The organism is Streptomyces sp. Je 1-4 4N24, from assembly GCF_026239515.1.
GTDB classification, from domain to species: domain Bacteria; phylum Actinomycetota; class Actinomycetes; order Streptomycetales; family Streptomycetaceae; genus Streptomyces; species Streptomyces nigrescens.
Map to the genome: position 1 here is coordinate 2,312,497 of NZ_CP110836.1, position 23,340 is coordinate 2,335,836.

General features: G+C 69.3%; 13 protein-coding genes and 1 pseudogene. 4 read left to right on the top strand and 10 right to left on the bottom strand.

Translation table 11 applies throughout. The features are described 5' to 3' along the window. Positions 1 to 116: 116 nt before the first annotated feature. From SLV14N_RS09830 to SLV14N_RS09845, 4 genes and pseudogenes are all read right to left on the bottom strand, one after another. Positions 117 to 281 (bottom strand): annotated as a pseudogene (locus SLV14N_RS09830) (anti-sigma factor antagonist); the annotation flags it as partial. Positions 282 to 358: 77 nt separating this feature from the next. After that, positions 359 to 718, bottom strand: coding sequence for an ATP-binding protein (locus SLV14N_RS09835; RefSeq protein ID WP_208680611.1), 360 nt, complete (start codon positions 716 to 718; stop codon positions 359 to 361). A gap of 370 nt (positions 719 to 1,088) precedes the next feature. Next, positions 1,089 to 1,481 carry an ATP-binding protein gene (locus SLV14N_RS09840; protein ID WP_259670215.1) on the bottom strand — a complete coding sequence of 131 codons (393 nt, stop codon included), beginning with the start codon at positions 1,479 to 1,481 and terminating at the stop codon, positions 1,089 to 1,091. A gap of 361 nt (positions 1,482 to 1,842) precedes the next feature. Beyond that, complete coding sequence (locus tag SLV14N_RS09845; RefSeq protein WP_263269055.1) at positions 1,843 to 2,196, bottom strand: PRC-barrel domain containing protein; 354 nt, start codon at positions 2,194 to 2,196, stop codon at positions 1,843 to 1,845. Between the two features lie 700 nt (positions 2,197 to 2,896). On the opposite strand from SLV14N_RS09845, the gene SLV14N_RS09850 reads away from it, so the two are divergent. Both SLV14N_RS09850 and SLV14N_RS09855 read left to right on the top strand, forming a co-directional pair. Then, positions 2,897 to 3,271, top strand: coding sequence for a hypothetical protein (locus SLV14N_RS09850; protein WP_263269056.1), 375 nt, complete (start codon positions 2,897 to 2,899; stop codon positions 3,269 to 3,271). A gap of 58 nt (positions 3,272 to 3,329) precedes the next feature. Next, the gene (locus SLV14N_RS09855) at positions 3,330 to 4,775 is read left to right on the top strand and encodes a glyceraldehyde-3-phosphate dehydrogenase (protein ID WP_208680615.1); all 1,446 of its coding nucleotides are present in this window, start codon (positions 3,330 to 3,332) and stop codon (positions 4,773 to 4,775) included. Between the two features lie 538 nt (positions 4,776 to 5,313). Here SLV14N_RS09855 and SLV14N_RS09860 read toward each other — a convergent pair. The 5 genes from SLV14N_RS09860 to SLV14N_RS09880 all read right to left on the bottom strand — a co-directional run bounded on the left by SLV14N_RS09860 (position 5,314) and on the right by SLV14N_RS09880 (position 16,348). Beyond that, positions 5,314 to 5,784 (bottom strand): hypothetical protein, encoded by a 471-nt coding sequence (locus SLV14N_RS09860; RefSeq protein WP_263269057.1) that lies wholly within the window; start codon positions 5,782 to 5,784, stop codon positions 5,314 to 5,316. Beyond that, a complete protein-coding gene (locus tag SLV14N_RS09865; protein ID WP_263269058.1) occupies positions 5,781 to 6,095 on the bottom strand; it encodes a hypothetical protein in 315 nt (104 codons plus the stop codon). Before SLV14N_RS09865 ends, SLV14N_RS09860 begins: the two co-directional genes overlap by 4 nt. 162 nt (positions 6,096 to 6,257) lie before the next feature. Continuing rightward, a complete protein-coding gene (locus SLV14N_RS09870; protein ID WP_263269059.1) occupies positions 6,258 to 8,669 on the bottom strand; it encodes a 3'-5' exonuclease in 2,412 nt (803 codons plus the stop codon). Then, on the bottom strand, positions 8,666 to 15,679 hold the full coding sequence (locus tag SLV14N_RS09875; protein WP_263269060.1) for a DEAD/DEAH box helicase: 7,014 nt from the start codon (positions 15,677 to 15,679) through the stop codon (positions 8,666 to 8,668). Before SLV14N_RS09875 ends, SLV14N_RS09870 begins: the two co-directional genes overlap by 4 nt. Positions 15,680 to 15,811: 132 nt before the next feature. Next, positions 15,812 to 16,348, bottom strand: coding sequence for an ATP-binding protein (locus tag SLV14N_RS09880; RefSeq protein WP_263269061.1), 537 nt, complete (start codon positions 16,346 to 16,348; stop codon positions 15,812 to 15,814). Positions 16,349 to 16,493: 145 nt separating this feature from the next. On the opposite strand from SLV14N_RS09880, the gene SLV14N_RS09885 reads away from it, so the two are divergent. Next, positions 16,494 to 17,420: a helix-turn-helix transcriptional regulator gene (locus tag SLV14N_RS09885; RefSeq protein WP_263269062.1), complete on the top strand. Its 927-nt coding sequence runs from the start codon at positions 16,494 to 16,496 to the stop codon at positions 17,418 to 17,420. After that, the gene (locus SLV14N_RS09890; protein ID WP_263269063.1) at positions 17,417 to 17,632 is read left to right on the top strand and encodes a DUF397 domain-containing protein; all 216 of its coding nucleotides are present in this window, start codon (positions 17,417 to 17,419) and stop codon (positions 17,630 to 17,632) included. The genes SLV14N_RS09885 and SLV14N_RS09890 overlap by 4 nt, the downstream gene beginning before the upstream one ends. A gap of 71 nt (positions 17,633 to 17,703) precedes the next feature. On the opposite strand, the gene SLV14N_RS09895 is transcribed toward SLV14N_RS09890, so the two are convergent. Next, positions 17,704 to 23,319, bottom strand: a complete 5,616-nt coding sequence (locus SLV14N_RS09895) for a DNA methyltransferase (RefSeq protein WP_263269064.1) — start codon at positions 23,317 to 23,319, stop codon at positions 17,704 to 17,706. Positions 23,320 to 23,340 lie beyond the last annotated feature (21 nt).

The following is a 23,340-nucleotide window of genomic DNA, read 5'->3' on the forward strand; positions in this document are numbered from 1 at the left end:
GTGAGCGCCCGCCCCGCCCTGGCCGGGAAGAACCGCTGAACTCGCGTATGCCCCGGCGGACCACGTTCATGAGCCGAAGCCCTTCGGCAGGAGCCGCCGTTCCGTGGTGGCGCGCGTCAGCCCGTGGTGGAGCTGTTCCGTCCGGGCGGAGAGGTGAGGGGGCCGAGGGTGCCCGTGACCGTCAGGAGGCGGTCCAGCGCGGGCGGGCGGTCGTCGAGAGGGAGTTGGACCCCGGCGGCGCTGGTCCGGCGATGGAGGGCCAGCAGGCCGGCGTCGATGCCGGTGCCGCTTGGCAATCCGCACCCCACCCCGTACTGGTCAAGAACAGGACGACGGCATCAGATGGCATCAGATGGCATCAAAGGGGCAAGGTGACGCGAATGGTCTTGCCGGTCACGGTCACGGTGATGTCGACACTGCGGGCCAGCCGCTGTATCAGGGGCCAGCCGTATCCACCCGTTGCTCCGGGGTCGCGCGGGGAGGCGGCGGTGGGGCAGTGCGCGCTGCCGTCCTCGACCGCCACTTCCAGGTGCCCCTCGACGATCCGCGCGGTGAAGCCGGTGAGCCCGCCCCCGTGCCGCTGGGCATTGGTGACCAACTCCGTGGTCACCAGGAGGGCGTCGACGAGGGCCAGATCATCGACCGGGCTGCCTATCTTGTGCAGCAGGTCGTGCACGAAGTTGCGCGCCTCGGCCGCTCTTACAGGTACTCCCTGCATCACACTTTTCCACCTCAATGCGCCCGAACCGTCATAGCGACGCTGTATCCCTCGCCCACCCTCCGGGCGGGCTTTGCCGGCCGGGGCACTTCCTTCTCGCAACGGCAGGACGGCAATACTCTCAGGCCTCATTGCGGACGTCACAGCGGGCGAACACTCAGCCGGCGGGAGCCGAGCATGAGGCATCGTCGCCTCGACTTTTCCCGCACCACCAAAAGGGTTCCCTTACGACGGGACGGCACCCTCTGGCACCCTTCATCGGCCCGCCGCCCTTCAGGGGTTGGCCGGTTGGCCGGCATCGCGACAGTGACAGTGCCTATGCGTGCAGAGGACCGGCTCACCACGAAATACCGCCTCTGCGGCAGCGCCTTCAGTCGGCCGTGCGGTCACACCTGAGAGGCACGGTCACGGTAATGGCCTTGCCGCCGTCGGCGGGGACAATGACGACACAGGAGGTGAGTTTCTGAATCATCGGCCACCCATATCCACCGACCCCGAATTTTTCGCCTCCGACGGCCGTGGCGGGATGACGGGGGCTGTTATCGGCGACGGTCACTTCCAGAACACCGGCCCCGATCCGGGCGGAGAAACCGGCGAGTCCAGCACCATGGCGCTGGGCATTGGTGACCAATTCCGAGGTGACCAGCAGTGCGTCGATCATGGAGAGTTCATCGACCCGCGGACGGTGTGCGCTCAGCAGCTCCTGAACGCTGTCCCGCGCCTCCGCCGCCTTGTTCACCGGGGTCTGCTGCGTGCCCGTCACACCTCTCACCTCACGCCCGATCGACCACAACGCCATGGAGCTCACCCGCCACCCGTTGCGAGGGCCACGCAAAAGGCTACTTCGACGAGAAGGTTCTTTGACGGCTTCCCCGGACCGCGGAGTTCACTCTGCAACTTTCCACGACTCGGCGCTGAAGCACCGGCGCGGCCCCTGACCTCACCCGCAACGGCGTACAGGAGCCGGCCGCACCATGGTTCCGGTGAAGGACGTCACAGGAAGGACACCGCGGAGCGGAGCCCGGCTGCGCACGGTATGTCCCACGAAACGGGCGGGCGCGCGAACGCGGGTGGGCGCGCCAACCCGGGGGTGCAGCCGGCCCCGCCGCCCGGCGCAACACGCCTCACACCAGAGGAAATCCACCGAAATAGACGCCGACCTGGTGCAGGTGATCCGCACCGCTCTCGTGCCCGGCACTCTCGAAGTCGGGCGCGCCCTTGATCTCTTCCTTGGTGCGGCCCACGTAGACCTTCTTCTCCTGCTGGTCGATGCCGGTCACGGTGCCGGCCGGCAGCACGACGCGCCGCCCCAGGATCCACGGTCCCGTATCGACGACAAGGTGCGCGGAATCCACCTCGTCGGAATGCTTGTCGACCTCACCGATGCTCCCGTCGACAGCTTCGACGCTGAACCCCACAAGGACCGTGCCCGCCCTGTACCCGGAATCGGGAAGGTATCCCCAGACACTGGCACCCATGCAACATCCCTTCCACACGACGCAAAAGAAGGCCTGGCCTCGCCACCACTCCCACCAAAGGAAAGCAATTACGAAACCCTCCACCGTGCCGGTCACCCCGACAGTGCCCTGCTGCCCCCGCACCCGTCTCCAAAACAGCGACCATCGCACAGCCCCTCCCACCCCGGCCCCATTCCCGGACAGACGCAGTCCGCTCCCGACCACCTTTCTGCAGGCAATGCCACGGCCAGGAGTTCAGAAATACCCCGCCCCTTCGGCCATCCTCTAAGGAATTCCTGCCGAACCCGACAGGGAAGAAGCCCTCCGAAGCCCTCCGAAGCCCTGCCGTCGGCCACGCCAATGGCGGACGCCAGGCCATGCCACCGGCTGACCGGCCGAGGGGGCGCACGGCCGGTGAGGGCCCTGGCTCAGCTGGCGGCGCTGACCGGCACCCCGGGCGTCCCGGTGCTCCACACCAGGCACCTGATCTCACCCCACCCCATGCGCCCCCTCACGAGGGGAGTTCGGCACCGCGCTCGCCGAGGTGCTGAGCGCTGAGCCGGCACGCGGAGGTGACGGAAGTCGATGACGAGCGGACTTCTACGGCACGTTCAGCGGCAAGATCCGGCAGGCGCGGCAGTCGCTGTGGCTGTGACCCCGTGGGTCGCGAACCGGATCCGGTCCGCTGCTGCCCGAGCTGCGGGCGGCAGCGGACCGGGGTGTGCAGATCAAGGCCTCCATCCGCGACGACACGAACCAGCTCCAGCGGAAGGACACCGGCCGGTCGCTCATCGCGGACCTGGGCGCCGTGGCCCACACCGTGATCCCGATGCACGTCATGCACCAGAAGATCGCGACCTGCCTGGACCCACGACATCCGATTGACGCCCGGGCGCTGGCTCCGATGGGTCACCGATGTCACATTCACGTCGGGCCCGCCGCCCACACCCTCCCGTCCGGCTTCGCGGATGCCGCCGACGGACACGTCCGCGACGCCGCTAGCCAGGGCCTTTACCCCGCGCCGCCCCATCCGGGCGCACACGGCATGACCATGGCAGCCACCCGCACCATCCCGCTCCCCACCGGGACCGTTTGAATGATTAAAGTGGCGGGGCGCTAGCATATGAGCACCGCCTAGCTCGAAAGATAAGCCTGTGACTGTCAATGACGACTCGTTCACCAACTGGAAAAACCGCGAGGAGATCGCGGAATCGATGATCCCGATCATCGGGAAGCTGCACCGGGAGCAGGACGTCACGGTCCTGCTGCACAGCCGCTCCCTGGTGAACAAGTCGGTGGTCAGCATCCTCAAGACCCACCGTTTCGCCCGGCAGATCGCCGGCACGGAGCTCTCGGTCACCGAGACGATGCCGTTCCTCCAGGCTCTGACCTCGCTCGATCTCGGCCCGTCCCAGATCGACATCGCCCTGCTCGCCGAGACGTACCGGACCGACGACCGCGGTCTGTCGGTGGAGGAGTTCACCGCCGAGGCTGTCGCCGGCGCCACGGGTGAGAACAAGATCGAGCGCCGCGAGTCGCGCGACGTCGTGCTCTACGGCTTCGGCCGCATCGGCCGCCTCGTCGCCCGCCTGCTCATCGAGAAGGCCGGCTCCGGCAACGGCCTGCGGCTGCGCGCCATCGTCGTCCGCGGGGGCGGCGACCAGGACATCGTCAAGCGCGCCTCGCTGCTGCGCCGTGACTCCATCCATGGCCAGTTCCAGGGCACGATCACCGTTGACGAGGCGAACAGCAAGATCATCGCCAACGGCAACGAGATCAAGGTGATCTACTCCGACGACCCGACGTCGGTGGACTACACGGCGTACGGCATCAACGACGCCATCCTCATCGACAACACCGGTAAGTGGCGCGACCGCGCGGGCCTGTCGAAGCACCTCCGCCCCGGCATCGCCAAGGTCGTCCTGACCGCGCCGGGCAAGGGCGACGTCCCCAACGTCGTCCACGGCGTCAACCACGACATGATCAAGCCGGACGACCAGATCCTGTCCTGCGCGTCCTGCACCACCAACGCGATCGTCCCGCCGCTGAAGGCGATGGCGGACGAGTACGGCGTCCTGCGCGGTCATGTGGAGACCATCCACTCGTTCACCAACGATCAGAACCTGCTGGACAACTACCACAACTCCGACCGCCGCGGCCGTTCGGCGCCGCTGAACATGGTCATCACCGAGACCGGTGCCGCCTCCGCCGTCGCCAAGGCGCTGCCCGACCTCAAGGCAACGATCACCGGCAGCTCGATCCGCGTCCCGGTGCCGGACGTCTCGATCGCGATCCTCAGCCTGCAGCTCGGACGCGAGACCACCCGCCAGGAGGTCCTCGACTACCTCCGCGACGTCTCGCTGACCTCGCCGCTCAAGCGCCAGATCGACTTCACCACGGCCCCCGACGCGGTCTCCAGCGACTTCATCGGCTCCCGCCACGCCTCGATCGTCGACGCCGGCCCCACCAAGGTCGAGGGCGACAACGCCATCCTCTACCTCTGGTACGACAACGAGTTCGGCTACTCCTGCCAGGTCATCCGCGTCGTCCAGCACGTCTCCGGGGTGGAGTACCCGACGTACCCGGCTGCGGCGGTCTGATCGCGGCGACTCCCGTCCGATCCGTCGCCCCGCCCACCGTCGCCCCGGTGGGCGGGGCGACGGTGGGCGGGGCGACGGTGGGCGGGGCGACGGACACAGGCCGGCGTCCGATTGGCGTCCAGCCACCGTGGAGCACGCCCGGAGTGGCCAGCGACGCGAGTGCGCCGCAGGCGGGGTGGCGGCGCACCGACAGCGGATTGGGGGTTCCGCCCCAAGCCACCGAGTGATGTGAGGTAGCCACACGGCAGCCTCCCACGCAGCCCGGCGGCTGTCGGCAGACTCCCCCTTCGTGAACCGCGATCGGCGTCCATGGGCAGGCGGACCGCGCCCGGCAGCGGCCGGTGGTTCTCCCGGGAGGACACAGCAGTGCCGCCACAGCCAGGACCGGGGACGACGGAGGCGCGGTGCTGCGGCCGCCGGCCCAGCTCGGCCGCATCTGGGCGGCCCCCACTCCCGCAGACCCTGGTCAACCCTGGCTGTGCGCCGTGAAGTAGCCTCCCGACCTCGCCCTGTTCGTCCCAGGCCCGGCGTGGGGTGTTCACATGTCCGGATGGTCCGGCAACGGCGAGGCGGCGACTGCATCGTCGAGGATCTGCTCCCGCGCCGAGAGGACCAGCCTGTTGAGTGCGGTGGCCAAGGGGAGGATCTCACCGGACCTGTCAGGATCGGTGATCTGGTCGGTCGACTCGTCGAGGAAGACCATCACTTTCCGCATGAGGCTGTGAGCTTCGGGCGTTACGGGAAGCGCGTCAGCCTTGACCAGGTTGAGCATCGTCTCTAATGCCGTCGCCAGCTCGCGGACCGCTTCACGCATCTCGGATTCGTCGGAACTCATGCAGCATACGGTCGCGGATCGGACGTGAATATGCCACACCGTCGGCTTCAGTTGGAGGAAACGGGCAGCGCCGGCGCGAACCCCTTCGCGCGTATGTGCGGATGCCGCGAAATCATCGGCCCAGTCAATGGCACGCAGCCGTTCCAACACCCTGCGTGAAGAGTTCTCGGTCACTTCAGGTTCTCCCCGGACTCGCCGCCCGGCAGTAGGCGGTACCTGAGGACGGGACCCCGGCCGCCCTCGCCCGTTGCGTAGAAGGAAACGTGTCCCCCGGCGTCCAGGGCATCGAGTACGTCACCACGGAGTACGACGAGGGGAACACTGCCGAGGTTGTGCCGCAGGCCCTTGGGGCGGAACGACACCCCGGTTAGATCAAGACCACCGCCGTTGTCGTACAAGAACTCGCCGCCCCGCTCGTAGAAGAGCATCAGCGTCTCGTCGCGGTCGGGAAGCTCAGTCTTGCCCTGCACGCGGAGTTCTGCCATGCGCGCAGCGCCCGCACAGGTGTCCCTCAGGGACCGATCCCTCGCTCGAGCTTCCCGATCACGCAAGCTGGCGAAGAAGATACGTACCGAGACCGTCCGGGCAGCGAAGTTGCTTCCGAACGGGTTCCATGTGAGCAACGCCTTTTGGCACGGACCACGCGCTCAGGCGGCAGCGGATCCCGAAGAATCGGACGGTGGTCCCTCCTGCCTGAGCAGGTCCGTCGCGTGGTAGGCAGTCTTGTCCGCGTCCGTTGGAAGGAAACGACTGGCCCTGCCACTCCATGTGACGACGAGCTCGTCACGGGCGCGGGTGGCGGCGACGAACACCAGAGAGCGAGCCCGCTGCTCTTCCTGGCGGTAGCGGTCCGGGGTGTCGCGGCGGTAGCGCTCGATGCGCTGGTGCGGCACCTGCCCCTCGCCCACACAGGTCAGGAACACGCGTTGAAATTCGAGCCCCTTGAAACGGTGCATGGTGCCGATGCGCACGGCGTCCAGGTCGGAGCGCACTCCCTCCTTGCCGAGTTCCACCACCGGAAGGAAGTACGGCTCCCTGGCGAGGACATTGGCGAACTCCTGGGCGGAGCTGCCTTCGGGCACGCTGACTGCCATGGCTGAGTACGGCGTGCCGTGGCCGTCATGGCGCTCCTTGATGAGCGTGGCCACGGCACGCATTTCGGAGAGCCGGTCGGGCGCGCGCCAGAGCTGAGGGGCAAGTCCGGTCAGAACGGACCGGTAGCCGTCGAGGTTGTCGGTTCCGGTGTCCAGGTCGTCGAAGGATGCGCCGGAGATCAGACGGTTCGCACTGCCCAGGATCTCGCGGGTGGTGCGGTAGTTGAGGGTGAGGCGGCGCGAGGCACGGCCTCGGATCTCGATGCCTTGGTGGCTGAGAACGACTCGGTTGCCGTAGATGCGCTGGTGGGCGTCTCCCGCGAGGAAGATGTCGTTCGGCCCCTTGCGGACCATGGCGCGCAGCATGCGCCAGTGCGAAGCGGACAGGTCCTGCGCCTCGTCCACCACGATGTGCTGATAGCGAGGCCGGAGCCACATGCCGCTGCCCGCTTCCCGGTGGATGAGGTCACGGCCGCCCGCCTCGTCCTTGTAGCGGGCCTGCTCCTCGACACGGGCCATCCGATGCTGTTCGAGTCCGGCCGCCCGATCGGCGATGAGCGCGTACGTCGTCTGCCGTGGCGGGGTGTCCAAATGGTCCTTGTACGCCTGCACCAGCTGCCACACGTCATACCGCTGGGCCGTGCTGATACGCGGGCGTCCCGAGCGGCCGACGCGCCGGTAGGCGTCCCACGAGCCGCAGCCGCCGGCGAGGAACACATGCTTCAACTCGGCGTCCAGGAAATCGGCGTCGTATCCGAGCAGGCCCGTCTCGGCGAGCACCGTGTGCCACACATTCATGGACGCTTCGTCGTCCAGCGGCCGGCCCAGCTCCGGGCAGGCCTCCTGGACGACCTCGCGGGCCAGTGCGTCGACCGATCGGACGTCGACGCGGCTCAGCAGCGCGTCGCCGCCCAGTTGCCCCAGCCGGTCCCTGAGGTCCAGGGCGAGATTGGTGTTGTAGGTGGCGAGGAGCACCGGGCGGGAGTGGCCGGGAGGCAGCCGGTCGACGAGATGGCGTACGCGGTGCAGCGCGACGACGGTCTTGCCGGTGCCGGGGCCGCCGGTCACTTTTGCCGAGCCCTTGAAGTTGCCCCTGGCGAGGCGCTGTTGTTCCGGGTGGAGGAACAGCCGCCAGGCGTCGAAGCTCTTGCCCAGCGCGCCGAGGACGGCGTCGTCGTCGGTTTCCGCCTGGGAGACGGCACGCCTGGCCGCCCGCGCCCAGTCGCCGGTGTTGACGTCCTCGTCGGCACGCCACTTGTCCGTGATGTGGCGCTGCACATCCTCCGGCTCCAGGCGGTCGCGCAGCGCCAGGAGGACATCACGGGTGAGTTCGGGAAGGTTGTGGGCGAGGAGCTTCCCGAACTGCTCGTCCGTGGTGATCTCGCGGAGGGCGGGCAGCAGCGAGGGGATCACGCCGAGGCCGGTGAGGGTGCGGTCGTCGTACCGGCCGAAGAGGGGCGTCCGCAGGCTGCCGGTGAGGGGCGGGGGCCCGGTTTCGGGCGTGGTGGTGTCGGGTGGGGCAGGCGTGCCGGCCTCGTCCGAGGCCTGGTCCTCGGTCCGGTCGAGGAGGGCAACGACGTTGGCGCTGACTTCGCTCTGGTCGACGACCTCGACGGCACCCGAGACCGCGTTGATCTCCACCGTGAGCCGGGCGAGTTCGTCGCGGGCCCGAGCTCCGTCGCGCACCGCCAGGACCCGCATCTCGTCACCGGCGTCCGTCGACAGGAGCAGGACCATACAGCGGGTGTCGGCGTGCGCGAGATGCAGGTCTCCGTTGTCCCCCGCGGCCCGCAGGAAGGACAGGCGCAGCGCCCGGTTGGTGCGGTCGGCGCGCAGCCGGTGGACGAAGTCTCCCACCGCGTCCGCCACGGCCCCGCCCCGGCGTTCCAGGTCACCGTGCGCCTGTCGGCCCACCTGGACCCGCGTCCTGGCCCGACCGGCCGGACGGCCCGCCCCATGGTTCATCCCGCGACCCCCTCCTCGCCCAGCAGACGGGCGAGTTCCTCGACTTCCCAGGCATCCGGCGAGCGCACCTGCCAGCCTGCTGCCGCGCACCGCGCCATGTACTCGGTGTCCTCGGCGTCTTCGGCCAGGACTACCCCGATCTTAGGGCCGGGCCAGGCGAGTTCGACGGTGCGTGGCACACCGTCGACGTCCCAATTCGCCTTGCCGGCGGGGACATCGCCGTGGGCCGCCAGCCGTGTGGCGAGTTCCGCAACCTCCGGGTCACCCCACTTCGACAGTTGCCCCAGGACCAGTTCCCACGCGGTGCGCTCCAGAGGAGTCATGCCGTCGTCGGGTTCGGAAGGCTTGGCGGCTGCTTGTTCCTTCGCCTCCACCGGAAAGTGGACGTCCACGTCGGACGGGCTGAGCCCGGTGCCCCGGGCCTCGTCGCGCAGTGCCGGCAGCAGCCCGCTGACCGGGCCGGCCGTGGCAGCGAGCAGGGTGGCGTCGAAGGTGTCGAGCGTGGTGCGGGCGAGTGCGAGACCGTCCGCCTGGCCGCTGCCCGTGGGGTCGAGGAACTGGATGAGGTTGCCCCAGCACAGCCACGCCTTCCACCGGCGGCGGTGGTCGGCCCGGTCGCCTTCGACGGCCTCCGGCCGGTCGTCCAGCACAGCGAGGGCGCTCCAGCGCAGCCCCTTACCGTCGGCACGCCGCGCTCCGGCGAGGACGAGCGGTAGCCCGGAGCCGTCCTGGAAGGACAGCAGTTTGAGACCTTGCCCCGAGACGGACGGTGCGGCTTCACCTCGTACGGCGGCCCCGATCCACCCGGCGGCGGTCACCGGATCCGCGTCGACCAGCTCGCTCTTGCGCAGGGCGGCGGGCGCGCTGACGGCGAGCTGGACGAGCTGCTGCCATTTGTTGAGCCGGGGATCGCGCAGGAAGCCGAGCAGGGCGGGAATGGCTCCGGTGAACAGGAGCTTGTCCACTTCCGAGGCGTCGCGTCGCGCCTTTCGCCACTGCTCGCGCACCCTGGCGCCGGGGCCCGCGACGGACGTCACGTCGTACGGCGGCCACGCCGCGTCGGCCTCGGCACCGGCGATGACGGCGGCGAGCGGGTCGGGTGCCGCGTCCGGGCCCGGCGCCGGCTCGTCCTTCAGGTCACGGTCCCAGGCGGCGACGTCGTCCCAGGTGATCTGCCAGACGAGTATGCCGTCGGCGCGCAGCCGGGCGCGCTTGGCCGCGTCGCCGGCGATGCGGTTGGTGTGGGAGGAGGCGTGCCAGCGGTAGCCGTCCAGGTAGACGGCGATCGGCAACGGTGGCGCCCCATCGCTGGTCGTGTCTCCGGCGACCGGGCGGAACAGCAGGTCGGGGCGGGTGCGGTAGCCGTGGAGGTCCTTCTGGGCGACGACCTCCCAGTGGACCGGGCTGCCGTCCGGCCTGGTGAGGGTGAACTGTACGCCGTTCCGGCCAGTGGGCGTCGAGGCGTGGTCCGCCGAGACCGCGTTGCCCGGGGCCGCGAGCCAGCGGCGGAGGCATTCGATGAAACGGCGCTCCAGGTCGCTCTCCGCCTGGTCGGCGAAGCGGAGTTCGGCGTCGGCCGAGTCCTTGCGAACGTCCCATCCGCTGCGGCCGTCGGAGCCCAGCAGATGGTCCAGCATCCACAGGGCTTCCTGCCGGTCGACGTCCTTGTAGTCGCGCTCCGGGGCATAGCCGAGCAGGCAGCGGTGGCAGGCCCGGCGCGGGGTGTCGGCGCAGGGGCACTTCCGCAGCTCCTGCTGGGCGGCGGCGAGTACGGCCCGGAACTCCTCCCCGTCGCGGTCCACAAGGCGCTGTAGATAGCCGGTGCCGCCGGGCAGGGCGTCGTACAGGACCAGGTAGTTGCGGGTGAGGTCGGTCTCGCGGTCGGGTTCGGTGGCGGGCGCGGAGCGGATGTGCGCCGGGTCGCCGCCGTAGCGCTGGGCCAGGCCGAGGTGGAGGGCGGCGGAGAAGGAGGCGAGCCGCTCGGGGACGTTCAGCGTGGCGGCCGGCAGCAGGATGCGCAGGGCCTCCGTGCTGTGCTCGGTGGCGGTGATCACCTGAACGTCTTCCGGCCTGGCCTGCTTGTCACGGCGCCGGGTGGGGCACCACGGCCGGTGGTGGGCCAGCTCTGCTCGGCCGAGCAGGGACTGGCTGATCGATTCCTGGGTGGGTCCGTGGCCGGGCTCGCGGTCCGAAGCGCCGCCGCACCGCGGGCACACGGTGAATCCGGTGATGGCCACTTCGGTACCGGCGAAGTGGGTGTCGTTGCGCCGGCCGTGCCGGTGCTTGCCGAGGTTGAAGCGGCGGATGACCGCCTCGCGGACATGGTCCACACCGAAGGTGGTCTTCTGGTGCCGCCAGGTCTGCTTGATGTCGGCCGGGTCGATGTCAACAGCGGTAACGGTCGTGTACGCGGTCCGGGTGCGGCTGTCGCGGTCGTCGACGATCCGCGCGTCGTCCCGTTTGTCATGGGCGGTGACCTTGCGGGGCACCACCACCCGGTGCAGGGCCAAGCGCCCGCCGATGCCGGTGCCGCCGCACCGCGGGCAGGCGGAGGTGTCCTGCTCGGCGCGCTCACCGGTGCGGACGTGACCGCATTCGTTGCACACCCGCCACGTCTGCAGCCCGGACGGCGTGCCGTCGGCGGTGTCCCGCCTGTTGGGGCCGAGATCGAAGCCGTCGACGACGTGCCGGTAGCCACGTACGTAGTAGGCGTTACCCGGGGCCAGTTCGGTGAGGGCGGCCTCGGCGGGCCGGTCGTACGTCCGTGGGTCGTTGCTCCAGCGGGCGTTGGGTGTCTCGCCTTCGTCCTTCGAACGGGCCTTTCGCGCGGGCTCCTTGTAGCTGAGCATGGCCTCCAGACGTACGCCGTCCTCGACGAGGCTGTAGTTGGGCAGCAGCCCGTGTTCGACGAGGAAGCTCTGGGCATCCGTCTGGGCCATCTTCGCGAGGAGCTTGGTGACACCGGTCGCCTCGCGGACCAGGTTGCGCTTTTCGCGCGCCTCGTCCTCCACGGCCTCCTGAAGCGCGTCGGCCGCGTCGTTGATCAGGAGGCGGCGCCGGGCGAGTTCGGCGCGCTCTTCCTCCCAGGCTCGCTCCGCAGCGACCAGATCATCGGCCAGCTTGTGCTCCGCGTAGCGCCGCAGCGCCTTGCGGGCATCGCGGGAGGCGCCGGAGCTCGGGACCCCGTCGATCTCGGGAAACAGGCGCAGGAACTTCTCCGCGAGGTCCATGCGTCCGGCGGCGCCCTTGCGGAACTGTGTCAACCAGCCCGCACGGCCCACCAGTTGGGTGACCCGATCCGGAAGGGGGATGACACCTTCCAGGTCACCCCGGGCCGCGCGGTCAATCAGGTACGCGGTGTACTGACGGCACAGCAGCTCACCTGCGGACAGGAAGCACCCGGGCGGCAGGATGGGGCCCGCGATGAGGTGCTGGGGTTCGGCGAGGTGGTACAGCGCGCGGGGGCTGGTGTCGGCCAGCGTCACCATGAAGGCGTTGCCGGTGGCGCGGCCCGCGCGGCCGACCCGCTGCACATAACCGGCCGTGGACGGCGGCAGGGAGGCGAGGATGACCGCCTCCAACTGTCCGATGTCGATGCCGAGTTCGAGGGTCGGGGTGCAGGACAGGACGTTCGGGTCGGTGTGCTGGACCCCACGGCGGAACCCCTTTTCCACCTCCTCGCGCTCCCGGCGCTTGAGGACGCCGGTGTGTTCGGCCGCGACCACGCTGTACGGCTCGGCCTCCCGGTACAGACGCCGGTAGTAGTCGGAACGGTAGTCACGGGTCGCGCGACCGCCGACCGCTGCCGAGGGCTGGGCGAGCGCTCCCTCGCAGCGCTTGAGCGGGCAGCGCGTGCCCTGCCATACGGATGCCCGCTCCGGCGGCACGGTCTGCGTCCAGCCGCATTCGGGGCAGGTGAGGGCGGCACGCGCGGTCTGTTCGTCGTCCAGCGGGCGGAGCCGTACGTGCCCGGGCGTCAGCCCGTAGACGCCGTGTCCCAGCTGCTTGTCCGCCGGGTTGGTCCGCCGCCGGGCCAGTGCGCCGATCCCGTCACCGGCCAACTGATCGAAGAGCGCCGCCAGATAGGCCGCTGCCGTCTCCCGGTCCAGGTCGAGGCACCGCTGGGTGAAGTCGACGTACCAGCTGTCCCGGGTGTCCACCCGTTCGAAGTCGGTGCGTCCGCTGCGGGCGCCCACCAGTACGAAGGCGGGGGCTTCGTTGCGGCCGAACCGGGGCATGCCCGGGGGACGGAGACTGGAGACGGGGTACCGGGAGCGGCCCTCCTCGTTGATGAAGGCGTTCAGCCACCGGTGGTGGATGCCGCCGATCTGCCGAATGTGTTCGAGGAGTCCGCGTACATAGCCCTCGAAGTAGCGCAGGCGCGCCGGCCCTTCGGCCGGGATGACGACCTGCGGCGTTCCCGCGCCGAGGGCGTTCCCCTCCCCCGCGCCCGGTTCCGCGTCCGCCGCGGCCATCGGCAGGAGCTTGTCCTGGTGGACGCGGTAGAGGGATTCCGCCGCCTTGGCCGCTGCCTCGGGGTGGGGCAGGTGGACCTCGGCCGCAACCGTGCGGGTGAGTTCCAGGGTGCGGCCCAGGCGGGAGTAGAGGCCGAACTCCAGCAGGGTGTTGAAGGCGAGGCGCTCGCCGACCAGCTCCCAGGTGGACTCCGGAATGCGCTTCTTGCCCGCGAGCAGGCGCTTGACCCGGTCCACGTCGTGCAGGTCCGGCGGTACGACGGAGGCGAGGAGCCGCTCCTCCGGGACAGCGGCCCGGCTGACCAGGGAAGAGATCAGCTCGTTCAGCGGGACACCGTCGGCCCCGAGCTCCGGGGTGGTGCGGATGCGTTCCGTCAGTTGCTCATGAATGAGGGAGCGCAGCGAGAACTTCCAGGAGCGGCTGGCCACGAACCCCGCACGGTGGGCCGCGTCCTGCACCGAGTCGTTGAAGATCAGCGTCTTGCGGCGGTCGCGCTTGTCCTTGTCCCGCTTCGGCAGCTCGCCTCCGGTGAAGAGCTGGGTCACCACGACCGAGGCGAGCGAGGCGACACCGGCGCCGAGGAAGCGGATGCCCTGCGTCTGACCGCAGGCCGGGCAGCGGTCCTGCTGGGCGTAGTCGCTCTGCTCCTGATTATCGAACCAGACCCATACATAGACGCCGTTCTCGGGCGCCGGAGCGATCCGGTCCTCGTCGAGCAGGACCTCCTCCGGGTCCAGTCTGCGCAGTGCCCGGCCGTTGTCCTCCAGGACCAGCAGGGTCGCGTCATGCGCGGCGCCCCGGCGGGCGCGCCTAGCCGCCCGGCGGGCCAGCGCGGCACGCGCCTGCTCGGCCGCCTCCGCCGGGGTGGCCGCGATCATCGCCCGTACCCGCCCCTTGGCGGCCCCGCCGACCACGCTGGAGCGATAGACCTCGTCCGGGTCATGCACCAGATTCTGCGGATTGCGGTCGGGGCAGATCGCCGCCCACCCGGAGCGGCCGCAGTGGCGGCAGTAGGCCGCGGGCAGCCGCCCGGAGCGCTCGGCATGCCGCCGCCGCTCCACCTGCGCGGCCCGGGCCACGGCCCGCCGCTCCTCGTCCGTGCGCTCCTGTCCGGCCTGTCCGGTGAGAGCGGCCTGGTCCGCGTCCGACCAGGAGAACACCGGCTCCGGCGCCACGAACCGCAGTACGCGCGACAGCGCCCGCAGCCACAGATGTGTCTCCACGAGGAGCAGCGGCCGCTCCTTCCCGGCGGGCGCCTCCGGGTCCCGGGCCACCGAGATCAGCGCTACGAACCGCGCCAGGGCAGCCGCGGCGGTCTCCGGCTCCTGAACGGCCGCGGCCCGCCACGCCGACGCGGCGGGAAACGCCTGGAGCGCCTCGAAGGAGGTCAGGGGCTCGTCCTTCGCATGCAACAGCGCGTGGGTGAGGGGGTGGGCCAGCAGCCGTCGCCCCAGCTCGCGGGGATCGGCCGTGTCGCACCCGACGGTCGCACGGGCGACGGCGTCCATACCGGCGGGCGTCCGCGTCGGATCGGGCAGGCCGGCCAGCTCGGCCGGCGACGGCAGGGGCAGCAAGTCGTCGACGGGCGACAGGAACTCCTCGATGTCCCGCCGGTCCTCCCCCACCACCGCATCTTCCGGGAACCGCGTCCCGAACACCTGCGAGGCCACGTGCAGCATGGCGTCGGCCCCGCCCGCCGCGTTCCCGGACCCGAGGGTCGCGGAGGTCGCCACCGGACAGATCGACCCGAGCGGCCGCCCCTCCTCAGCAGCCCCCACGACGGCCGCGAGCCGCCGCAGCAGCATCGCCACGTCCGTGCCCTGCGCGCCGTCGTAGGTGTGGAACTCGTCGATCACGACATACGCGAGGTCGGCGTCCCGCCACAGGGAGGCGTCCTGCTGCCGCTGGAGCAGCAGGTCCAGCATCTTGTAGTTGGTGATCAGGATGTCCGGCGGGTTGCGGCGGATCTCCGCCCGGTCCACCTCCACCCGCCCGTACGGCGCCGTGCCGCGGGACGACGCCTCGCCGATGTAGAGCCCCGCCGTCACCTCCCGCAGCCGGTCGTCCGTCAGCTGGTCGCCGAGACGGTCCGCCTGGTCACCGGCGAGTGCGTTCATCGGATACAGCAGGACGGCCTTGATCCCTGGCTTGCCCGCCTCCTTCTCCCGCCGGCAGTGATCGAGCACGGGGATGAGGAAGGACTCCGTCTTTCCGGAGCCGGTGCCGGTGGTCACCAGGGTCGGCTGCGGCCGGTACCCGTCCTTGCTCGTCAGCCGGGCGAACGCCTCCGCCTGATGCGCATACGGCGGCGGGAAGTCCGCCGGATACCAGTCGAGATGGCGCTGCCAGCCGTCCGCCGCCGGCCGGAAGGGGCGGCGGATGCGCAGATAGGGCCCGCGGAAAAGCCCGTCGGCCGGGTCGGTGAGGAAGTCCTCCAGGGCGTCCTGGGTGTCGGGCTCGGCCAGCGCGAACGTCGTCGTCAGGTACTCGACCGTGGTGTCGCGCAGCGTCTGCGCGGCCAGTGTGGGTCTCATGACGCGCGGTGGCCCCCGTATCCCGTGTCGCGGTGTGCAGTCCGATCACCCGGGGGGGCGCGTCTCGGCCTTCACTACCTCGGGTGATCACGCTCCACTCTACGACTTGGTACTGACAGTGCACCCGGCTCTTCACAGATCACCGGGGACCGTGCCCGCCGCGCCTGCCCTCGGCAGCGCGTACTCCGCCCAGACGGTCTTGCCGGGGCCGTCGGACCGTAGGTGCCAGTCCCAGCGGGTGGCGAGGTGGGCGACCAGGAGAAGCCCCCGCCCGGACTCCGCGATGCCCGGGGCGGGATGGACGGCGACCGGCCGGGGCGGCATGAATTCGCCGCGGGTGTCGCTGACCTCCACACGGGCGGTACCGGCCCGTGCCCCGCAGCTCAGACGGAAGTGGAAATCCCGACCGGACACGTGGCCGTGCCGCACAGCGTTCGCGGTCAGCTCGGCGACGATCAGCACGATCGCGTCGTGGGGCTCGGTGTCGTAGGGCATCCCCCATGCGTCCAGGCGGACGGCGGCCAGCCGGCGGGCGAGGCGGGCCCCGAGGGGCGTGGAGGTGAAGCGCATCTCGAAGGCGTGCTCGCCCGAGTCGGGGGCGGTGATCAAGTACGCGGTGGAGGGGGCGGCTTGGGCGGTGCCGGTGATGCTGTCGGGCTTGGTCGTCATGCCGACCACGGTCCCCTTGGTGGCGTAGCGTGACCAGTGGTGACGCACCGACGCGGACGGGCTGTACGCACGGTGTGTGTACGGGTAAGCAGCGTGCGGCGTGACCGCGTCCCGCAGGGGGCGTTGGTCCGGGGAGGCGGTGTCGATGACGGAACGTACGGGTGGGGCAGCGGGAGCGGAATCCCTTCCGGACGATGGTGGCGGCGGAGCCGTCGTGAACCTCGGGGACGGCTGGGAGAGCGACGACGGTGCCGGGCGGCGGCCCGAGGACGAGGCCGGGCGGGGCATCGTCACGGCGTTCGGGCAGACCATGAAGACCCTGCGCCTCCGGGTGGGGATGGAGCGCGAGGAGTTCGGGAAACGGCTCGGGTACTCGGCTTCCACGATCGCGGCGTTCGAGCAGGGACGGAGGATTCCGTCGCCCCGGACCATCGACCGGGCCGACGAAGTGTTGGGGGCGGACGGGCTGCTGTGCGTGTGGAAGGAGCAGGTGGAGCGGGCGCAGTATCCGGTGTTCTTTCAGGGGATGGCGGCGTTGGAGAAGAAGTGCCTTGAGCTGCTCATGTACGACACGCATGTCGTCAACGGACTCCTACAGACAGAGGAGTACATGAGGGCCCTGCTCGCTATGCGGCGTCCACCCCTGGACCAGGAAACGATCGAGCACCGGGTAGCTGCGCGGCTGACTCGGCAGGACATCTTCGACCGACGCCCTGCCCCGCTGCTGGGGTTCGTGATGGACGAGTCGGTGTTGCGGCACCGGTACGGCGGCAAGGACGTGCTGCGGGGACAGTTGGAGCAACTCCTGCTGATCGGCCAGAAGCGGAACGTCGAGATCCAGGTCATGCCGGTCGACTGCGAGGACAACGCGGGCGTGAACGGGCCGTTCACGGTCGTCACGCGGAAGGACAGCAAGAAGTTCGTATACGCCGAGAACCACGCAACCAGCACTCTTGAGACCGACCCGGAACAGGCGGTTCTCGCCGCCGCCCGCTATGGAATTATTCGATCGCAGGCTCTCTCTCCACGAGAGTCACTGAAGTTCATCGAAGGGGTGCTGGGATCGCCATGAACAACGCTGAGTCCTCGACTGCCGCATCCGCCCTCGCCTGGTTCAAGAGCAGCTACAGCGGAACCGAGGGCGGTCAGTGCGTAGAGGTCGCGGCCGGTACGGCAGTTGTGCACATCCGGGACTCCAAGGCCGTCTCCGGGCCCATCATCACGGTGCCGCATGAGGCGTGGGCGGGATTCGTCGGGATGGCCTCGTCGGGGCAGGGCGTGTGACGCTCGTACGTACGCGAGAGCCCTGCCAGTTCCTGTCGGACGGCAGGGCTCTCGCGTAGGCGGGAGCCTTGTCAGCTCTCGCCTCCTGGGGGCCGGGTATCACCGGGCCCCCAGCCGGCCTCGCGCAGGCGACGGGTGAACTCCGTGTGGGCGGCACGCGTCTCGGCCTTGCGGTGGGCCCGGTAGAGGGGGCTGGTGTAACCGCCCGGGACCTTGTACTCGTTCGGGAACCCCTCGGGTGAACTCAGCTCCTTCCAGGCACCCTTGGGCTGGCTGTATCCGTACTGCTGGTGTGCCTTCGCAATACGGCGACCTGCCGCGTCGAACCACATGTTTTCCTCGTACTGCTGGAGCACGGGGAACCTGGCGTCGTACATGGCCACCAGCTCGTCCGCGCTGATGCCGAGCCAAACGGCGACGAGGGCATCGATCTCGACGAGGGCCGCGCGTCGGGCGAACTCCGTCCGGAGGGGGGTTTCGCGGGTCCAGGCGGGGGCTACGCCTTCGGTGAGTGGGCGTGTGGCTTCGGGCCACTCGGTGGCGGCGGCCCAGGTGTCCTGCTGCCAAGTGGGGTCGTACAGCTCTTCCCAGAGGGGGGCGTAGGCGTTCGCCTGGCAGTTGAGGCGGAGGGTGCGCAGGAGGAGGGCCTGCTCCAGGGGATGCCCTGGGGTAGGCGCCGGCATGGCTTTGGCATCAGACATGTCGAGATGACCGCGGCCTGAGCTCCGGAGGAAATAGTCGAGCGGCAGCGAAGCGAAGAACCCAGCAGTAAGAGCCGTGAGCCGTGGTGACGGCAGCGCGGAACTCCGCATTGCGTGAATGTGGGTAGCACCCGGGGGGATAATTGCTGCATACAAGCATCGCTCCGTATCGGAAGCGATCATTTCGCGCCACGCCACCCGATAGAACTCTGAGTATGGCCGCATACTCGCCGCACGCAGCAGCGCATCGACGGCTTTGTCGAGTTCGCCTTGCCCCAAGTCAGGATCAGCCGCCTTGACGTCTGCCTGCGCAGCCGCAACTGCCTCCGGATCGGCGATCAACTGATTGAACCGGCTCCCATCCAACCATCGGTCCTGTCGCGAGATGAATCTTGAACGGTCCCCAGTCGGGCGGTAGTTGGTGCGTAGCACCGCGTTCGCTGACATGTTCACATGGTCCAAAGCCCCGTAATCCCGCACGCTCTTCGAACCGCCCTCGGGAGCCTGCCGGTGGTAAGGCGTTGCCACGCTAATCAGCGGCCCCTGGAGGATGACGTCCTTCCAGCCGCCGACCAGTCCGGGGGTCCAAGTGAAATACCCCGCAGTGCGGTCATTCTTTTCGTGGAAGCCAGGACTGAGGCGCGGACCGAGCGCAGCAAGCCGGTGTGGCCACCTCGCAAGCGCCGTGATCGCCGACTCCTCCGCTCGCGTCACGGGGTATAGGAGCTTGGCCTGCTCGACCAGTGGCAGATTCTCTTCGCCGACCAGAGCCCGCCACTCGGCGAGACGAGCCTTGTCTACAGTGACGATTCGGTCCTGATGCGGGCGCAAGTCCCACTTGCCCGCATCCTTCACGCCCGGCAGGGGGCCTTCTCCGTTGTGTCGGAGAGACTTGACGAGCACGCTGGGGTGAAGGAGCCAGCTCAAGTGCTGGAAGTGGATGTCTCTGTCACTGCCGTACACATTGATGCTGAAGTGGCTGCTGTTCCCTACGGGGCGGGCGAAGAGGAAGAGCTCATTCACGAAATCTGCGTGCAGCCGGAGGTGGCGATACGCCGCACCCCGCAACACGGCCTCCTTCGCGCCTGTGAAATGAGTGGACGGATGAATCAGCCCCGCAACCCCCCGCTCCCCAACGACCCTCCACCCCAGCAGCATGAACGCCCGGTACAAATCCGGCTGCGTCCCCACCAGCTCCGGGTACGCGTCCACCGACCCGAGGAACCCCGACACCGCCGAATGGTCCGCCAGCTCGCCCAGAAACGTCGACCGGACCCCCGCCCATTGCATGACCTCGGCTTTGCGCTCGTCCCAGGCCTCGTTAGTCGGCTTCTGCGCAAGCTCGAACCACGGCTCGAACTCGGCGAGAACACCGCTCTCCTTCCACTCCTGCTTGACCCACGGTGGATTCCCCACCATCAAGTCGAACCCGCCCTCCGCAAAGACATGCGCGAAGTCCAACTCCCAGTGGAAAAAGCCCCGTTCCTCCGCAATCCGCATCATCGTCCCGTACCACGGGAACGTGGATCCCAGATCTGCTGGCCTGGACCAGGCCAGAGTCTCGATCATCTTCTGGTCGAGTTCATGCTCCTTGTCATCCAGCTCGTCGAGACTCTTGACGCCCTCAAAGGACAGGAGCGAGGCCTGCTGCCCCTCCCCTGTATCCACATCGACGCGCCCGACCACGGCTTCCGCGAACTCGATCCAGTCATCCAGGGATCTGAGAGGGACCGTACGCCTGGGGTCGTCCTTCCTCAGCGCGGTGCGGTCCTCCCCGTTCGGCCGGTACTCGAATTCATCCGAGCCGTCGAGCAGCCCGATCTCCTCCAGCGGCCAGAACCACAGCGCACACCAGGCGTCCATGAGCTGCTTCAGCCGCCAGTACGGCGTGCCCTTGCGGTGGAGCGCCTCCAGGACGGCGTCCCGATCCATCGGCGCACGGCTCTCACCGCCGCCCGGCCGCTGTCCGTCCCGCGGAACCGCCGCGCCCCAGACGTCCACATGCCGTGAGATCTCCTGCTCGGAGAGCGTCAGCCGCATCACGACCAGATCCCACAGATACTCGACGCGCCGGGCGAGTTTGATCAGCCGTCCGGTCTGCGTCGCCGCCCCAGGTTCCTTGTCGTCCTCCTCCGAGGCCGCGGCCCCCGCCGAGCCGCCGGCGCCACCACGACCGGCACCGCCGCCACGGCCGTCACTGTTGCCCTCCCCCGCAGCAACCCCCAACGACGGCTGCTCCCAGATCTCCAGCCCAAAATCGAACGCCCCCTGCCCCAGCCGGGCGTCCTTCTCCGCCAGCTTCTCCGCGGTCGGCGCCGCCTTCTTCTTCGGCGCCGCCCGCTTGGGGTCGCCCTTCGGGTTCCTCCGCATCGCCGAGCGCCACTTGCGCATCGCCTCGACCAGCTCGGGCTCGAGCCAGTCCACGACATCACCGTCGACGACGGCCTTCACCGTCTCCTCCGGCGTGCCCTTCTTCAGCGTCCGCAGAGACACCTTCTCGCCGATCGAGCCCCACCCCATCGCCGGAAGCAGGAACTGGTGCACCTCGCGGGTCTTCAGCTTCTCGCCCAGCGGAACGTGCCGGGGCCGCTGCGGTGCCTTCGTGGTCAGCCAGCCGCCCTTGCTCAGGCTGTTCCCGGGGTACACCTTCCGGGCCGCGCCGACCAGCGAGTTGCCCCGGTGGAGGTGCAGGCCGTACCAAGGCGCTTTCATGCCCCGGTGCATCGTGTTCAGCCACAGGGAGATCTCGGCGAGTTCGACGGCCGTCTCGTTGAGGTCGACACCGTACGCGTTGTGCAGGGCGATGTACGCCTTCACCTTCTGCAGCTCGCGCTGGTAGTCCTCGGGATCGATCTCGACGCCGCGCTCACGCTGGGCGAGCCGCAGGTACAGCTCGGCGAGCTGGTTGACGGCCTCGTTGAGGAACGCGCCGGAACCGAGGGCCGGTTCGCACACCCGCCACTTCAGGACGTCCGCCGCATTCACCCACGCCTTCTCCGGCTCCTTGGGGTCGACTTCGCCGTTCTCGTCGAGGCGGAAGCGCAGGGTCTGCTCGACGGTGGCCTGGGTGAGGGATTCCGGTGTGTAGTACGAGGCGCTGGTCTGGCGTTCGCGCCCGGCCAAGCGGTACACGTACGAGTCGACCTTGTGCGGCAGCGGTACCCGCTGGTTGGTCTCCGGGTTCAGTTCCGTCTTCACGAAGACGCTGTCGTTGGGGCCATCGGGATAACGCCCGGACTGGACTTGGCTCGCCCGGATCAGCCAGGAGCCGCCGCTGGGGTCACCTCCCTTGGCGACCTCGTACAGCGGCTCGTCGGCGATGAAGCCGGTGTAGGACATCAGGCCCTCGTACACCGCGCCGAGGTGGTTGATGCTGAGGTTCGCGTACGAGATGAAGCCGCCGCGTCCGCCGCGCCCACGGCCCTCGACGACGGTCAGGTTGCGCAGCACCTGGTGCAGGACCTTGTTGCGCAGGCGCAGGTCCAGGCGGCGGGCCGTGGCGGGGACCGTGCCGTCGGGGGCGATGTCGTCGGGGTGCGTGATCTCCTGGTCGACGAGCTTGATCGAGGCCGGGTCGAAGAGCCGGGACTTCAGGGCCTCGATGCGTACGCCCTCGTAGCCGTCGTCCTCGGACAGCTCCGGTGCCCCGGTGTCCGGCGCTGCGCGGTCTGTGCTCTGCAGGGCCTCGCGCGAGGTGATGGTGTCGGCAACGGGGTGGCCTGTGAAGACCTTCTTGAACAGCAGGTCAAGGGAGTCGTGGAAGTGGTGGCGGTCGCGGGAGGTGCTGGACAGCTTCTCCTGGACCGCCAGTTCACGCAGCCGGGCCACGCTGTAGCCCTGGACGTACTCCTCGCTCTTCATCGGGAGGATGTCCAGCTCCGGGCGGGCTTCCGCGTAGAGCAGGAAGAGGATGCGGTAGAGGTAGCGCAGCGACTCGTTGGTGAGGAGGCGCGGGAGTGCGCCGGGCTCCGCGAGTGCGCCCGGGAGCCACTCGGGGAGATCGGCGGGCCTGACCCCCTTCTTGCCCGCGAGTTCCAGGACCTCGTTGGCGATCAGCTGGACGGACTTCTTCAGGCCCTCGCGCAGATCGTTGGTCACGCCCACGGAGTGGTCACGGGACTCCGCCACCAGACGGGCGATGTCGTCGTCCCCGCCGTCCTGGGCCGGACGCAGTGACGGCGCGCCGAACAGGGCGGCGATCACGTCGAGTTCGCCGGCGGTCGCGCCCTTGATGCCCTTGCGGGGCAGGGCGACCTCCAGGGTGACCGCCAGATGACGACCGCGCGCGAAGTTCTCCCGGTCGGCGAGGACCATGACCCCGCCGAACAGGAGCAGCAGATAGCGGGGCGCGTTGTCGGCGGCGAGCAGCCAGGCGGCGAGATCGGTGACCGTGGCGAGGGTCTTGCCGGAGGCCACTCGGACGGGCGCGGCCAGGCGGTTGGCCGAGCCTTCGCCCCGTGTGCCTGCGACATCGTCGGCGAAGCCGCCGGTCAGCACGGCGATACCCGGCTCGCTGTGGGCCACGGGCACGGCGGCGCGGCCGGCCGGGCCGTGCACGGTGAGGTGGCCGGGAGTGGGGGTGAAGCCGAGGGCGGTCAGGATACGGACGTGCCAGGCGTGCAGGTCCGCGCGCCATGCCTCTTCGGGGCTGTCGCCGTAGGTGCGCGGCGCGGTCTCGGGACGGAAGACGGGCGGCTCCTCCGTACCGGACGGGGACTTCAGCGCCTCGGTCGCCGTCTGCTGGGCGACGATGGCCTCCGGGTCGGGCAGGAGGTTGAACTTCTCGGCCTCGCCGCCCACGGTGATCCGTACGTCGAGGTAGGGCCAGGTGAGGTCCCGCAGTCCCTGCCGGGGAGTGGGGCGCCCCTGCCGCTCCTCGGCCGTCCACTCCTTCAGACGGCCTGCCTTGAGCTGCTTGGGCAGGATCTCGTCCAGGTAGAAGGACGGGAAGTACTCACCCTCGTTGATCAGCGCGTCGAACTTCACGCTTGCTGCTCCTGCCGGATC

Coding starts and splice junctions, on each gene's coding strand:
- SLV14N_RS09890 (WP_263269063.1), top strand. CDS start 17,417: ATGAACAACGCTGAGTCCTCGACTGCCGCATCCGCCCTCGCCTGGTTC.
- SLV14N_RS09870 (WP_263269059.1), bottom strand. CDS start 8,669: ATGAACCATGGGGCGGGCCGTCCGGCCGGTCGGGCCAGGACGCGGGTC.
- SLV14N_RS09835 (WP_208680611.1), bottom strand. CDS start 718: ATGCAGGGAGTACCTGTAAGAGCGGCCGAGGCGCGCAACTTCGTGCAC.
- SLV14N_RS09845 (WP_263269055.1), bottom strand. CDS start 2,196: ATGGGTGCCAGTGTCTGGGGATACCTTCCCGATTCCGGGTACAGGGCG.
- SLV14N_RS09885 (WP_263269062.1), top strand. CDS start 16,494: ATGACGGAACGTACGGGTGGGGCAGCGGGAGCGGAATCCCTTCCGGAC.
- SLV14N_RS09865 (WP_263269058.1), bottom strand. CDS start 6,095: ATGGCAGAACTCCGCGTGCAGGGCAAGACTGAGCTTCCCGACCGCGAC.
- SLV14N_RS09880 (WP_263269061.1), bottom strand. CDS start 16,348: ATGACGACCAAGCCCGACAGCATCACCGGCACCGCCCAAGCCGCCCCC.
- SLV14N_RS09875 (WP_263269060.1), bottom strand. CDS start 15,679: ATGAGACCCACACTGGCCGCGCAGACGCTGCGCGACACCACGGTCGAG.